This window comes from Sulfitobacter mediterraneus (assembly GCF_016801775.1).
In the GTDB taxonomy this organism is placed as follows: Bacteria; Pseudomonadota; Alphaproteobacteria; order Rhodobacterales; family Rhodobacteraceae; genus Sulfitobacter; species Sulfitobacter mediterraneus_A.
In genome coordinates this window covers 3,382,152-3,396,999 of record NZ_CP069004.1, presented here as the reverse complement: position 1 = coordinate 3,396,999, position 14,848 = coordinate 3,382,152, and the positions used below count along the sequence as shown (strand labels likewise).

Sequence of the window (14,848 nt, the reverse complement as noted above, 5' to 3'; positions counted from 1 at the left end):
TTCCTTCGCGGTTGTTAGGACGGGAATTGCCAGGACGTTGCCTCGGCCCCGATGTTTTCAGCAGCTTGCAAAAGTGGCGCACGGAATGCGTCCAACCCTTCAAGCGTATGACGTGTGGTGGATGTGGCAATCGACAGCGCCCCAATGACACGGCCATTCGTGGTCAATATCGGCGCCGCAATTGAGATGATGCCCTGTTCGTGTTCCTGTCGGTCAAAGGCAATGCCCGCCTCGCGGATCGCCTCAAGCTCGATCGCGAGGCTTTCGGCGGTGCAATGGGTGGCGGGGGTATATTGGAAATAGGCCTGTTGCTGCAGCGCCAGTTGCAACCTTTTTGGAGCCATAAAGGCAAGCATCGCCTTGCCCACACCCGTGCAATAGGCGGGCGCAACCTTACCCGCTTCGGCGAGGGTTTCGAAACGGTCTGTCGCCTCCAGCTTATCAACGAACAAAACCTGACCGTTGTCGATCTGCGCAAGGTGAACTGTTTCACCCGCCAGCGCCGCCAGCTCTTCGACAAAAGGCCGCGCGATGGGGGCAAGCGAGGCGTTCTTCCATGCCGTATGGGCCAGCCGCATCAGACGCAGGCCAAGTGAATATGTCCCGTCTTCGGGGTCATATGACAGCATGTGTTGATTCGTCAGCGTTTGCAGGAACCGATAGAGCGTCGCCTTGGGATGAACGCTTTGCGCCAGCAGTTCAGAGAACCGAACAGGGCGGCCAATCTCTGCCACCATATCCAGTATTTCCAAAGCTTTTCCGACTGTTCCGTCGTTTTGCACCGGCTTGTTCACGTAATAATCCCCTCCCGCTTCATAGGGCGCGACCTTATGAAACTGTTGACATGGATAGCTGATCAGCGCAGTGTTTTCAATAGTTGAGATTAAGGTTTCATTATTTGAAACCATCCGTCAACAGGGAAAAACCTGGGACCTTAGGGAGGAAACCATGTTCCATCGCACCAAAACTCTTGCCGCCGCTGTGGCAACTTCGACTTTGCTTGCCTCATCGCTTTTTGCCGGTGAGTTGGTGATCAACACCGATACATCGGACCCCGCGCCAAAGGCCGCTTTCGAGGCGTTGATCGCAGGTTTTGAAGCCGAAAATCCGGACATCAAAGTGACCTGGAACTTGTTTGATCACGAGGGCTACAAAACTTCGATCCGCAACTTCCTGACCGCCGACGCGCCCGATCTGGCGAACTGGTATGCGGGCAACCGGATGCTGCCATACGTCAACGCGGGTCTGTTTGAGCCTGTTGATGACGTTTGGGCCGAACACGGTTTGAACGAAAGCCTTGCCTCCGCCAAAGGGTCGATGACAATCGATGGCAAGATCTGGGGCGTGCCTTACACCTATTACCAGTGGGGCGTTTACTATCGCAAAGACCTGTTTGAGGCGAACAACATCGCCGTGCCCACCAACTGGGATGAATTCAAGGCGGCAGGCGCAACCCTGAACGCGGCGGGCATCACACCGATCACCATCGGCACCAAGTACCTTTGGACCGCTGGCGGCGTGTTCGACTATCTGAACCTGCGCACCAACGGCTATGACTTCCACATGGCACTGACCAAGGGTGAAGTGGCTTGGACCGATGACCGCGTCCGCGCCACAATGGCCAACTGGAAAGAGCTGATCGACGCTGACTTCTTCCTTGAAAACCACGCCGCCTATTCCTGGCAGGAAGCCTTGGCGCCAATGGTTCAGGGCGATGCCGCGATGTATATCATGGGTAACTTTGCCGTTGCGCCCCTGCGCGAAGCGGGCCTGACGGATGACCAAATCGGGTTCTTCCAGTTCCCCGTGATCAACCCCGATGTGCCGCTGGCCGAAGAGGCGCCAACCGACACGATCCACATCCCAGCCAATGCCAAGAACAAAGAGGACGCCAAGAAATTCCTCGCGTATCTGGCCCGCGCCGATGTGCAGACCCAGATCAACGACACGCTGGGCCAGCTGCCGATCAACGCGGACTCCTCTGTGGGCGACGACAAGTTCCTGCAGGCCGGTTACAAGATGCTCAGCTCTACCACGGGCGGCATCGCACAGTTCTTTGACCGCGACGCGCCAGCCGAGATGGCCAAAGCGGGCATGGAAGGCTTTCAGGAGTTCATGGTCAAGCCAGAGCGGCTGGACGCGATCCTTGAGCGTCTCGAAAAAGTTCGGGGCCGGGTCTACAAATAAGGCTGCCATCTAAACTACGTGCCGCCGCCTCAACGGGCGGCGGCACAGGTACCATTTGCGACCCTGGGGGAGGATGACATGAAAACCTACTGGAAAAAGAACCAGCAGCGTTTGGCACCCTGGCTGTTTCTCGCGCCGGGCATTGCGATGTTCGCGATTTACGTCATCATCCCGATTTTTCAGTCCATGAGCATCTCGCTTTATGCCTGGGACGGGCTGGGCGAGAAAGAATACGTCGGCCTCTCCAACTATGTAGAGCTGATGGACGACGACGCGTTCTATACCTCTCTCAAGAACAACGTGATCTGGCTGGTGCTTTACATGCTGGCGATCCCGGCGGGTCTGTTTGTGGCCTTGTTCCTGAACCAGACGGTCCGCGGCATCCGGATTTACAAGTCTTTGTTCTTTTTTCCATTCGTGATTTCGCAGGTTGTTGTTGGCCTTGTCTTCTCATGGTTTTACGACCCCAACTTTGGCCTATTGAACATCGCGCTTCAGGCGGTTGGGTTTGACCCCATCGCGGTGCTGGCAGATGAGGACTGGGTCACCTACGGCATTATCGCTGCCGGTCTCTGGCCGCAGACGGCCTATTGTATGATCCTGTATCTCACGGGCCTCAACGCTGTTGATCCCGAGCAGATCGAAGCTGCGCGTTTGGACAATGCAAAGGGGTTCAAGATGCTGTGGTATGTCGTCTTGCCGCAGCTGAAACCTGCGACCTTTATTGCCATGGTTGTCACCGTGATCGGGGCGCTACGATCCTTTGATCTGATCTCGATCATGACCGATGGCGGGCCGTGGGGATCGTCGCGGGTTCTGGCCTTTTACATGTATGAGCAAGCCTTCTCGGAATATGGGTTCCGCATGGGGTACGGCGCGGCGATTGCCGTGGTGCTATTCCTGATCATGATGGTTTATATCACCGCCTTCCTTGTCAAAATGTACCGCGACGAAAGGGGGCTTTGAGATGTTTCCGACACCCATTGAAAAGACCTCAACCGCCAGTCAGACACTGTACAAGATCGCCTTGCCGATTGCCCTGATCGTTTGGCTGCTGCCGCTTCTGGCGGTGGCGCTGACCTCGATCCGATCCGCTGGGGACATCACGGCGGGTAATTACTGGGGCTGGCCGACCTCCTTTAACCTGCTTGAGAATTACACGGCGATCTTTGAAAACACGCCGATTGGCAAATACATCCTGAACAGTTTCAAGGTGACAATCCCGACCGTGATCGGCGCGGTGGCCCTGTCGTGCATGACCGGTTTTGCCCTTGGCGTGTACCGGTTCAAATCCAACCTGCCCTTGTTTTTCATGTTTGTCGCAGGCAATTTTGTACCCTTTCAAATCCTGATGGTGCCGGTGCGCGATTTGTCGCTGAACCTTGGGATCTACAACACAACGATGGGGCTGGCACTGTTTCATATCGCCTTTCAAACCGGGTTTTGCACATTGTTCATGCGCAACTTCATCAAGGCGATGCCTTTTGCACTGATTGAGGCCGCGCGGGTTGAAGGCGTGAGCGAGATCAAGATTTTCTGGTATGTTGTCATGCCCCTGATGAAGCCCGCGATTGCCGCGCTTTCAGTGCTGATCTTTACGTTCATCTGGAATGATTATTTCTGGGCAACCGTTCTGACCCAAGGGGCGGACACACAACCGATCACCGCGGGTCTATATTCGCTCAACGGGCAATGGGTTGCGGCATGGCATCTGGTGTCTGCGGGATCTATCGTGGCGGCAATGCCACCTGTCTTGATGTTCTTCCTAATGCAAAAACACTTTATCGCCGGTCTGACCCTTGGGGCCGTGAAATGATCCAAAGCTGGCGATTGGACGATGGACGGCAGTCCCTTGTTCTGGGCTGCGCCGATGGGCGTTTGGCCGAAGTGATCTATTGGGGTTCGCCCCTGCCCGAGGGTGAGAACCTCGAAACACTTTTTGCAGCGGGAAGGCAGGATGTGACTGGCGGTATGCTGGATCAGGCGCCCGCCCTGTCGATCTGTCCCGACGCCGGACGCAGCTTTCCCGGACAGGCCGGTCTGTCGCTGCGCCGTGCCGATGGGGCGGCGATCCATCCCGACTTGAGGCTTGAGGATGCGCAGCAAACTGCGGATGCGCTGACCTTGGTGTACAAAGATATCACGCTGGGGCTCACCTATACTGCGCGCTTCACGATCAACGCCGACACGCACATGATCACGGCCCAGGCAGCGCTGACCTCTGATCAGCCCGTCCGCCTTGAATGGTTAGCGGCACCTGTGCTGCCCGCGCCGCAATTGGCCGATGAGATGATTGATTTCGCGGGTCGCTGGTGCGGTGAATTTCAGATGGTGCACAGCCCGTGGTCCGCTGGCATCCGCATGCGCGAAAGCCGCACGGGCCGCAGCGGGCATGAACATTTTCCCGGTTTGATCCTACCCTGCCTTGGCGCGACCAATACCCAAGGCCAAGCATACGCTCTGCATTACGGCTGGTCCGGCGGGCACCGGATGGTGGCCGAAGAATTGCCCGATGGCCGCAGACTGGTGCAGTTCGGCAATGCCTCAGCCACCGAATTGGAACCCGCAACAGAATTTGCCACTGCCCCGCTATATGCAACGTTCTCGGCCCAAGGGATCAATGGCTGCGCGACCGCCTTTCAACGTCATCTGCGTGACGCGATTGTGCGCTTTCCCGATCCGGCCCGCCCCCGCCCTGTGCATTACAACTGCTGGGAGGCGATCTATTTCGACCACAAATTGTCGGACCTCAAAGACATCGCCGCCCGTGCGGCAGATCTGGGCGCAGAGCGGTTTGTGCTGGATGACGGGTGGTTCGGCAAACGCGATGACGACACCACATCGCTTGGCGATTGGACGGTGGACGCCCGCAAATACCCCGATGGATTGGGCCCGCTGATCGACCATGTGCAGGGTCTGGGCATGACATTCGGCCTTTGGTTTGAGCCTGAAATGATCAACACCGACAGCGAAACCTATCGCGCCCATCCCGATTGGGTGCTCGGCCCCGAAGATCAGATCACCGGCCGGCAGCAACTGGTACTTGATATGGCGCAAGACGCGGTGCGCGACTTTCTGTTTGACCGGATTTCTGCCCTGCTGTCCGCCCATCCCATCGATTATATAAAATGGGATCACAACCGGGTTTTGCCCGCCCCCGACGCGGCGCAGACCCGTGGCACCTATGCCCTGCTGGACCGGCTGGGCGCGGCCCACCCCGAGGTCGAGATTGAAAGCTGCGCCTCGGGCGGCGGGAGGATTGATTTTGGCATTCTGGAGCGCACGCAACGGGTCTGGCTGTCCGACAGCAATGATGCCCATGAACGCCTCAAGATCCAGCACAACGCAGCGCTGTTCCTGCCGATGGTCGTCACCGGCAGCCATGTCGGCCCGCTTCTTTGCCACACATCGGGGCGCAAACATGACATAAGGTTCCGCGCTTGGGTCGCGGCGCAGCGGCACATGGGGTTCGAAATGGACCCGCGCGAATTGACCGATAGTGAGGCCGATGTCCTGCGCGATGTCACGGGCTGGTGGAAGGCCAATCGCGATTGGATGGCGCGGGCAGATATCCTGCGCCTTGATACAGGCGATGCGGCAATGATCGCAGAGCAGCAGATGGCCGAGGATGGCAGCCGTTTCGTGGCATTTGCCGGACTTGCGGCCGCGCCCAGCCAGATTGTGCCGCGCCCCCTGCGCCTGACCGGATTGGACGCAAACGCCGCATACGAGATCAATCTGCGCAACCGCGATGATCGCGAGCGGCTGTCGCGCGGGGCACCGGCGCTGCGCAACGGGCCGGTCACGCTTTCAGGTGCCTATTTGATGAACAACGGTCTTACCCTGCCGTGGTCTTTTCCGGACCGGATGTGGGTGATCGAAGGAAAACGGCTATGACAGATAACAAACGCAGAAACCGGGCGTGGTATGGCAAGGCCGATCGGGACGGGTTTATTCACCGCAGCTGGATGAAAAATCAGGGGTTTCCGGATCACGTCTTTGATGGTCGTCCGGTCATTGGCATTTGCAACACATGGTCCGAACTCACGCCTTGCAATTCCGGCCTGCGTGATTTGGCCGAAGGGGTAAAACGCGGCGTCTGGGAGGCGGGCGGCTTTCCCGTTGAGTTCCCGGTGATGTCGCTGGGCGAGACCCAGATGAAACCCACCGCAATGCTGTTTCGCAATTTGCTGGCGATGGATGTCGAGGAGTCCATCCGGGCCTATGGGATTGACGGTGTTGTTCTGCTTGGCGGGTGTGACAAGACCACGCCGGGGCAGTTGATGGGCGCCGCGTCGGTCGATTTGCCGACGATCGTGGTCAGCTCCGGCCCGATGCTGAACGGCAAGTGGCAGGGCAAGGACATCGGCTCTGGCACGGATGTCTGGAAATTCTCCGAAGCGGTGCGCGCGGGCGAGATGACATTGCAGGATTTCATGGCCGCAGAAAGCGGGATGAGCCGGTCCAAGGGGGTCTGCATGACCATGGGGACCGCCTCTACCATGGCGTCCGTGGTTGAGGCGATGGGCCTGTCACTGCCGACCAATGCCGCGCTGCCGGCCGTCGACAGCCGCCGGATGGCGCTGGCGCATATGACCGGAAAACGCATCGTCGAGATGGTCGAAGAGGAACTGAAGCTCTCTGATGTGGTCAGCCGCGAAAGCTTTGAAAATGCGATCCTTGCTAATGCTGCCGTGGGCGGATCGACCAATGCCGTGGTGCATCTTCTGGCGATTGCGGGACGGGTCGGCATCGACTTGAGTTTGAATGATTTTGAACTGGGCAGTGATGTGCCCCTGCTCGTCAATTGTATGCCATCGGGGCAGTACCTGATGGAGGATTTCTGCTATGCGGGCGGGATGCCCGTTGTGCTCAAGGAATTGGGCGAGATGCTGCGACCGGCCCGGACGGTCCTTGGCGGCGATATCGGGGTCTATGCGGATGGTGCGGAATGCTGGAACGAGGATGTGATCCGCCCGATGTCCAACCCGCTCAAACCAGCCGCAGGTCTGCGGGTGCTGCGCGGCAATCTGGCGCCGCAGGGGGCGATCATCAAACCCTCCGCCGCGACCGAAAGCTTGCTGGAACATGAGGCCGAAGCTTACGTTTTCGAGAGCATCGAGGACTTCAAAGCCAACATCGACCGCGAAGATTTGCCCGTGACCAAGGACACGATCCTTGTGCTCAAAGGCTGCGGGCCAAAGGGATATCCGGGCATGCCGGAAGTGGGCAATATGCCGATCCCGGCCCGTCTGGTCAAAGAGGGCGTGCGCGACATGGTCCGACTGTCGGACGCCCGCATGTCCGGCACCGCCTATGGCACCGTGGTTTTGCACATCTCGCCCGAGGCGCAGGCGGGTGGCACATTGGCTCTGGTCAAAACCGGTGACCGCATCCGCCTGTCTGCCAGCGAAGGATCACTTGAGCTGTTGGTCGATGAGACCGAACTGGAGACACGCCGCGCCGCATGGGCCCCCGATCCTGCGCATTATACGCGCGGATATGCAAAAATGTATGTTGATCATGTCCTGCAGGCCGATCAGGGCGCAGACCTTGATTTCCTCGTCGGCAAAGACACCCGTCCCGTCACAAGAGAGAGCCATTGATGCCCACAGCCACGTTTCACGATCTCAAAGATACTTCCGTTTTTATCACCGGCGGCGGCGCGGGCATTGGTGCCGCGATCACCGAAGGGTTTATCGAACAGGGCGCCAAGGTCGCCTTTGTCCAGCGTTCGGATGCCAGCGGGTTTTGCGATGACATGCAGGACAAACACGGGGTGCGGCCGCTTTTCATCCCTTGCGACATCACCGATGTCAGCGCCCTGCAATCGGCCATTTCAACCGCCGCCGAAGCCCACGGCGCGGTGACGGTTTTGGTGAACAACGCCGCCAATGACAAACGCCACGACACCGAGGACGTCACCGAAGAGTTTTGGGACTGGTCGCAGGCGATCAACCTGAAGGCCTATTTTTTTGCCTGTCAGGCAGTGATCGCAGGCATGCGGGCGGCGGGCGGCGGTGCCATCGTCAACTTTTCCTCAATCAGTTACATGATGGGCAACGCGGGTTACCCGTCCTACACAACGGCAAACGCAGGCATCAACGGCATGAGCCGCAGCCTTGCCCGCGAATTTGGCCCCGACAAGATTCGCGTCAACGCCTTGGCCCCCGGCTGGGTCATGACCGACAAACAACGCGATCTTTGGGTCACGCCAGAGGCGCTGGCTGCGCATCTTGAGCGGCAATGCCTCAAGGAAGAGTTGCTCCCGCAGGACATCGTTGACGCGGTGTTGTTTTTGTCTTCCAAAACCTCGCGGATGATGACCGGACAGATGATGGTTGTTGACGGCGGAACAGTGGTGACAGGATAACAAAATGAACGCGGTTGAATGGATTGCCGTCGATTGGGGCACTTCTGCTCTGCGGGTCTGGCTGATGGGAGCGGATGCGCCCCGGCTTTTGCGATCTGACAAGGGCATGGGCGGGCTGGCACCCGATCAATTTGAAGCGGCCCTGCTGGATCTGGTTGGCCCTTACCTTGAAGGGCCTGTGCCGGTGATCGCTTGCGGCATGGTCGGTGCGCGTCAGGGCTGGGCCGAGGCGCCCTATGCCAAGGTGCCATGTGCGCCGCCGGGGATCGGCAATGCCACCCGGCCAACGGTGGCTGATGCGCGGCTCGATATGCATATTCTGCCCGGTGTGTCTCAGGACAGGCCTGCCGATGTGATGCGCGGCGAAGAAACCCAGATCGCCGGCTTTCTGGCGCAGACACCGGACTATGACGGCGTGCTGTGCCTGCCCGGCACCCACACCAAATGGGCACACATCAGCGCCGGCGAGATCGTCAGCTTTCAAACCGCCATGACCGGAGAGTTGTTTGCGCTGTTGTCTGGGCAATCTGTTCTGCGCCATTCCATCGGCACAGGTTGGGATGATGCCGCCTTTGCCGAAGCGCTTTCAGATGCGATGTCGCGGCCGCAGGCCATCGCGGCCAAGCTGTTTCAGATCCGTGCAGAAAGTTTGCTGCACCCGCCCGCACCAGACAGCGCCCGCGCCCGACTTTCTGGCTTATTGATCGGGCTCGAACTGGCGGCGACAAAGCCCTATTGGCTGGGCCAGAGGATTGCCCTGATCGGTGATTCCGCCCTTTGCGCCCGATATGCCGAAGCGCTGGCCGCGCAAGGCTTGCAACCTGAACACACCAACGCGGACGAAATGACCCTTGCCGGGCTGTCTGCCGCGTATCAATCCCTCAAGGAGACCTCGTCATGAGCCGCCCCATCATTGCCATCCTGCGCGGTGTCACCCCGGATGAGGCTGTGCCCATCGGCACGGCGCTGATCGATGCGGGCATCGACCGGATCGAAGTGCCCTTGAACTCACCCGATCCCCTGCGCAGCATCGAAGCCTTGGCAAAGGCGTTTGGCGATCACGCGCTGATCGGAGCGGGCACAGTGCTGACCCCCAAGAACGTGACCGATGTTGCGGATTGTGGTGGCAAATTGATCGTATCTCCCGATTGCAACAGCGACGTCATCAAGGCCACCAAGGCCGCAGGCATGTTGTCCTTTCCCGGCGTGATGAGCCCGAGCGAGTGCTTTGCCGCCCTGCGTCACGGGGCTGACGGGTTGAAATTCTTTCCGTCCTTTCTGGTTGGCACTGCGGGTCTCAAGGCGATCTCAGCGGTGCTGCCCAAAGGCACGCAGACTTTTGCGGTCGGCGGTGTGGGGCCGGACAACTTTGCCGAGTGGCGGGCGGCAGGGGTTACAGGTTTTGGCATCGGGACCGGCGTTTTCACCCCAGGCCTGACCGCAGCAGAGGTCGGCGCAAAGGCGCAGGCCATCACCGCAGCTTTTGATGAGGCATGGACATGACCGCTCCTGAGGTTTTTGATGATCGCATATGTGTTCTTGGTGAAGGGCCGCTTTGGCATCCGCTGCGCGGTCAGTTCTTTTGGTTCGATATCCTGCGCAAACGGTTGATGAGCCGGATTGGTGAGGAAACTCTCGAATGGCAATTTGACGAACATGTCTCTGCTGCCGGTTGGGTCGATGAAAACCGCCTGCTCGTCGCATCGGAGACAAGCCTGTCAACCTTTGACCTGAACACCGGCGAAAGCGAATGGGTGATCGGGCTGGAGGTGGACAACACGGTCACACGGTCCAACGATGGCCGTGCCGACCCTTTCGGCGGCTTCTGGATCGGGACAATGGGCAAATCCGCCGAGAAAGGCGCGGGTTCGATCTATCGTTTCTACAAGGGTGAGCTGCGCAAGCTTTACGGCGATATTTCCGTGTCCAACGCCATTTGTTTCGCCCCGGACGGAACCTGCGCCTATTTCACCGACACCCATAGCCGGCAGGTCATGCGCCAACCCCTTGGGCCGGATGGTTGGCCCGAAAGCGATCCAGTGGTGTTTATCGATTTGCGCGAAGAGGGTTTGAATCCTGATGGCGCGGTGGTGGACAGTAAGGGGTGCATCTGGGTCGCGCTCTGGGGTGCCGGTCAAATTGCCCGCTATGATCCGCAGGGGCGGTCCCTATCGGCCATTGATTATCCTGCATCCCAGATGACCTGCCCCTCCTTTGGCGGGCCGGATCTGACCACGCTTTATGCAACGTCGGCGGCGGTGCATCTGGATGAGACACAGGGCGGACAGACTTTCGTGCTCCAGACTGATGTGACCGGACAGCGCGAACATCAGGTTATTCTATGACCGATCTGAAACGCAGCCTCGGCACCTGCTATTACCCCGAACACTGGCCCGAAGAGATCTGGACCGAGGATGCCCGCCGGATGGCCGAGGCCGGGCTGACCTGGGTGCGCATCGGTGAATTTGCATGGTCTCGGCTGGAGGCGGCGCCGGGTGAATACACCTTTGGCTGGCTTGATCGCGCGATTGAGATTTTGGGCGCGGCAGGCCTCAAGGTCGTGCTGGGCACGCCCACCGCGACACCGCCGCGTTGGCTTGTGGACAAACATCCCGATATGCTGGCCCGCGATGCCGAAGGTCGCCCGCGCGGATTTGGATCGCGGCGGCACTATTGCTTTTCCCATGTGGGTTATCTTGCCGAATGCAGCCGCATCGTCACCGCATTGGCCGAACGCTATGGCCGGAACCCGCATGTGGCGGCATGGCAGACCGATAATGAATATGGCTGCCACGACACCACCATCTCCTACAGCGTTGCGGCCCGCGACGCCTTTCGCGGATGGTTGCGCGCCCGCTATCCCGGCGCTGGAAATGACGGGGATATTGCGGCGTTAAATGCCGCGTGGGGCAATGTGTTCTGGTCGATGGAATACGATGATTTTGACCAGATCGAGCTGCCCAACCTTACGGTGACGGAACCGAACCCCGCCCATGCGCTGGCCTTCCGCCGTTTTGCCTCGGATCAGGTTGTGGCATTCAACCGCGCGCAGGTTGAGAACATTCGGGCCCATTCGGATGCACCTATCACCCATAACTACATGGGCCGGATCACCGATTTTGACCATTTCCAGGTTGGCGAAGATCTGGATTTTGCCAGTTGGGACAGTTACCCGCTGGGCTTTCTCGAAGACCGCGTTGGCGCGGATGCGGACCATCAACGCCGCTTTGCCCGGCAGGGTGATCCGGATTTTCAGGCCTTTCACCACGATCTTTATCGTGCCGTTGGCAAGGGCCGCTGGTGGGTGATGGAACAACAACCCGGTCCGGTGAACTGGGCCCCGTCCAACCCCGCGCCCGCACCCGGCATGGTCCGGCTTTGGTCATGGGAAGCCTTTGCCCACGGGGCCGAGGCGGTGTGTTACTTCCGTTGGCGGCAGGCACCCTTTGCGCAGGAACAGATGCACAGCGGTCTGCTCAGGATCGACAGCGCCGATGCGCCGGGCCTGGATGAGGCCCGCAAGGTCGCTGCCGAGATTGCCGATGCGCCGGATGTTTCCGCCGCGCAGGCTCCGGTTGCCCTGATCTTTGACTATGACGCCGATGCCGCTTGGTCGGTGCAACCCCATGGCGCGGGGCTCAGTTATTTTGGGCTTGTGTTTGACACCTACAAGGCGCTGCGGCGGTTGGGGCTTTCGGTGGACATTCTGCCGCCCAACACACCCGATTTCACGGTTTACAAGCTCATTGTTGCACCCGGGCTCATGCATATGCCAGAGCCGCTGAAGGTGGCGCTGACAAAGACGCAGGCGCAGGTTGTTTTGGGGCCGCGCAGCGGGGCGCGGGATGCGGATATGTGCATTCCCCTGCCGATGCCGCCTGCAATTGCGGGGTTGGATGTCACCGTCGCGCGGGTGGAAAGCCTTCGCGCGGACATGCCCAGACCATTGGAAGGGGGCGGCGCGATCATCGGGTATTGCGAAGAATTGGAAGGCCGTGCAGAGGTGCTGGAGCGCAGTGAGGATGGCAGTGCCGTGGTCTGCGCCTCCGGGCATCTGCGCTATGTCGGTGCGTGGCTGGATCAGACAGCATTGAAACGGGTTCTGGCTGCCGCCTGTGCCAATTCGGGACTGGAGACATTGGACCTGCCAGATGCGGTGCGCATACGCGACACAGGAAAGGAACGGTTCTGGTTCAACTACGACCTGCACGCCGCAGACGTTCAAGGGCGGCACCTGCCGCCCCTTTCGGTCTTGCGAGAGAACTTGCCGGACTAAAGCCCGTTCACCGGCACCTTTAACATTGGATTGCCGTCTTTGTCGGTGGGCACCTCGCCTGCGCGCATATTTACCTGCAAGGACGGGATAATCAGCTTGGGCACGTCGAGCTGTTTGTCACGCTCTGTGCGGAACTTGATGAACTCTTCACGGGTCTTGCCGCCGCCAACATGAATGTTGTCGGCCTTCTGTTCGGCCACGGTTGTTTCCCACATGATCGCGCGGCCGTTGGGGCCGTAGTCGTGACACATGAACAGCCGCATCTCGTCGGGCAACGACAACACCTTTTGAATGCTGTCATAAAGCTGCCCTGCATCACCGCCGGGGAAATCGGCGCGGGCCGAACCGCCGTCGGGCATAAACAACGTATCCCCGGCAAAGGCCGCATTGCCCATCACATGTACCATGCAGGCGGGCGTATGGCCCGGCGTGTACATGGCAAAGCCTTGCATGTTGCCAACGGTATAGGTGTCGCCGTCCTTGAATAACGCGTCAAATTGCGATCCATCGCGCTGAAACTCGGTGCCTTCGTTAAAGATCTTGCCAAAGGTGTCCTGCACCACAAGAATCTTTTCCCCCACACCGATCCTGCCGCCCAGTTTTTCCTGCAGATAGGGCGCGGCGCTCAGATGGTCGGCGTGTACATGGGTCTCGATGATCCAATCCAGCGTCAGCCCGCGATCCGTGATCTCCTTGATCAGCGCATCAGCGTGGTCGTATGTGATCCGCCCTGCGGCGTAGTTAATATCCATTACACTGTCGATGATCGCGCAGTGATTGCTGCTGGGGTCTTTGACGATATAGGTGATCGTATTTGTAGCCTCATCGAAATGGGCTGAGACATCCGGCTTTACCGACAGATCAACGGGATAGGTCATGGGGTAATCCTTGGTTTCTCGAGGTGAAAAGCATACGTGCCGCGTTCAGAGTAAACGCAGCACGACAAAGCGCTCAAGGGGTTTGCCGAAAGCGAGGCAAATCAGATTTTGCAGGTCCGGATGCCGAAGATCCGGTAAAGTGGGCAAAACCGCATCGCAGATGTAGCGATCAGCACCAGCCCAACCACCACGGCGATTACGGTCGCGGTGCCACTGGCAAACAGGGCCATATTCGACACAAACGGCAGGGCAATCAAAATCAGTCCCAAAACAACACGAAGTACACGGTCGATTGAACCTACATTGGCAGTCATCTCATCTCTCCTTTTACAAGCGTTGGCACATCTTACCAGATCGCCCCGCCTGCAACGGTGACAATGTCACCAACTTTGCAAGAGATTAACCCACGTGCCCGGCCAGTTGTTCCAGTGCGGCGCGGTTGGTCATGGTGATGCTGCCTCGCCCCTGTGCGATCCAGCCGCGGCGCTGGTATTCTTGCAATTGCCGCGAAATCACTTCGCGGGCTGTGCCCAACTCGACCGAGAGCTTCTGGTGGGTCGTCGATATCGTGTCAGCGCCTTCGGACAGATCAATCAACCGGTCAGCCAACCGCACATCCAGCCGTTGAAAGGCGACCTCGTCAATCATGCGAAACAGATCGGTGATCCGCTTGGAAAAAGCCGCAAAGACAAAATCGCGAAACGACTTGGATCCGGCGACCAGATCATCAAAAACATCGCGGGGCACGGCGGCTGCCTTCACGGCGGTTTCTGAGATGCCTTCAGCCGCGTAATCCTCATAGGCCAGTAAGCAGGCGGTGGTCAGCACGCAGCTTTCCCCGGCGTGAATGCGATACAGCACAATCTCATGGCCGGTTTCGGACACTTGTTGCACCCTCACCGTGCCGTCCAGAAGAAACAGCATGTTCTCCGGTGACCTGTCCGGGCCAAAAATCATCGTATCCTTGGGCACGTCAACGATCGCACTGCGGGTCAGGAGGATCTGTTTGATCTCCGGTTCCAGCCGCGCCAGTCCGGCAAAGCGTTCGACCCAATCGATGGTCAGATCTGTTTGCGCCATTGATCCTGCTTTCCTTGCTTTGCTCTGCCCTATCTTGCCACCGCCGACCGCGCC

14 protein-coding genes are annotated in these 14,848 nt (G+C 58.9%); 10 read left to right on the top strand and 4 right to left on the bottom strand.

All coding sequences use genetic code 11. The features are described 5' to 3' along the window. Positions 1-14 precede the first annotated feature (14 nt). Positions 15-794 (bottom strand): IclR family transcriptional regulator, encoded by a 780-nt coding sequence (locus JNX03_RS16760; RefSeq protein WP_280526485.1) that lies wholly within the window; start codon positions 792-794, stop codon positions 15-17. Between the two features lie 154 nt (positions 795-948). Between JNX03_RS16760 and JNX03_RS16755 the strand changes: the two genes are divergently transcribed. The 10 genes from JNX03_RS16755 to JNX03_RS16710 all read left to right on the top strand — a co-directional run bounded on the left by JNX03_RS16755 (position 949) and on the right by JNX03_RS16710 (position 12,836). Continuing rightward, a complete protein-coding gene (locus JNX03_RS16755) occupies positions 949-2,187 on the top strand; it encodes an ABC transporter substrate-binding protein (protein ID WP_203210133.1) in 1,239 nt (412 codons plus the stop codon). 78 nt (positions 2,188-2,265) lie between these two features. Further along, positions 2,266-3,153, top strand: a complete 888-nt coding sequence (locus tag JNX03_RS16750) for a carbohydrate ABC transporter permease (RefSeq protein WP_203210132.1) — start codon at positions 2,266-2,268, stop codon at positions 3,151-3,153. Position 3,154: 1 nt separating this feature from the next. Next, a complete protein-coding gene (locus JNX03_RS16745; protein WP_203210131.1) occupies positions 3,155-4,003 on the top strand; it encodes a carbohydrate ABC transporter permease in 849 nt (282 codons plus the stop codon). Continuing rightward, complete coding sequence (locus JNX03_RS16740) at positions 4,000-6,084, top strand: alpha-galactosidase (protein WP_203212277.1); 2,085 nt, start codon at positions 4,000-4,002, stop codon at positions 6,082-6,084. Before JNX03_RS16745 ends, JNX03_RS16740 begins: the two co-directional genes overlap by 4 nt. Continuing rightward, positions 6,081-7,793 carry an IlvD/Edd family dehydratase gene (locus tag JNX03_RS16735; RefSeq protein WP_203210130.1) on the top strand — a complete coding sequence of 571 codons (1,713 nt, stop codon included), beginning with the start codon at positions 6,081-6,083 and terminating at the stop codon, positions 7,791-7,793. Before JNX03_RS16740 ends, JNX03_RS16735 begins: the two co-directional genes overlap by 4 nt. Beyond that, entirely contained in the window at positions 7,793-8,560 is a 768-nt protein-coding gene (locus JNX03_RS16730; RefSeq protein ID WP_203210129.1) for an SDR family NAD(P)-dependent oxidoreductase, read from the top strand. Before JNX03_RS16735 ends, JNX03_RS16730 begins: the two co-directional genes overlap by 1 nt. Before the next feature lie 4 nt (positions 8,561-8,564). Continuing rightward, the gene (locus JNX03_RS16725) at positions 8,565-9,461 is read left to right on the top strand and encodes a 2-dehydro-3-deoxygalactonokinase (RefSeq protein WP_203210128.1); all 897 of its coding nucleotides are present in this window, start codon (positions 8,565-8,567) and stop codon (positions 9,459-9,461) included. Then, entirely contained in the window at positions 9,458-10,063 is a 606-nt protein-coding gene (locus JNX03_RS16720; protein ID WP_203210127.1) for a 2-dehydro-3-deoxy-6-phosphogalactonate aldolase, read from the top strand. The genes JNX03_RS16725 and JNX03_RS16720 overlap by 4 nt, the downstream gene beginning before the upstream one ends. Further along, complete coding sequence (locus JNX03_RS16715; protein ID WP_203212276.1) at positions 10,060-10,905, top strand: SMP-30/gluconolactonase/LRE family protein; 846 nt, start codon at positions 10,060-10,062, stop codon at positions 10,903-10,905. Before JNX03_RS16720 ends, JNX03_RS16715 begins: the two co-directional genes overlap by 4 nt. Then, entirely contained in the window at positions 10,902-12,836 is a 1,935-nt protein-coding gene (locus JNX03_RS16710) for a beta-galactosidase (RefSeq protein ID WP_231024313.1), read from the top strand. Before JNX03_RS16715 ends, JNX03_RS16710 begins: the two co-directional genes overlap by 4 nt. On the opposite strand, the gene JNX03_RS16705 is transcribed toward JNX03_RS16710, so the two are convergent. From JNX03_RS16705 to JNX03_RS16695, 3 genes are all read right to left on the bottom strand, one after another. Further along, positions 12,833-13,714, bottom strand: a complete 882-nt coding sequence (locus tag JNX03_RS16705; RefSeq protein WP_203210126.1) for an MBL fold metallo-hydrolase — start codon at positions 13,712-13,714, stop codon at positions 12,833-12,835. The genes JNX03_RS16710 and JNX03_RS16705 overlap by 4 nt on opposite strands. A gap of 101 nt (positions 13,715-13,815) precedes the next feature. Further along, positions 13,816-14,028: a YgaP family membrane protein gene (locus tag JNX03_RS16700; protein WP_203210125.1), complete on the bottom strand. Its 213-nt coding sequence runs from the start codon at positions 14,026-14,028 to the stop codon at positions 13,816-13,818. A gap of 85 nt (positions 14,029-14,113) precedes the next feature. Then, complete coding sequence (locus tag JNX03_RS16695; RefSeq protein ID WP_203210124.1) at positions 14,114-14,794, bottom strand: Crp/Fnr family transcriptional regulator; 681 nt, start codon at positions 14,792-14,794, stop codon at positions 14,114-14,116. Between the last annotated feature and the right edge of the window lie 54 nt (positions 14,795-14,848).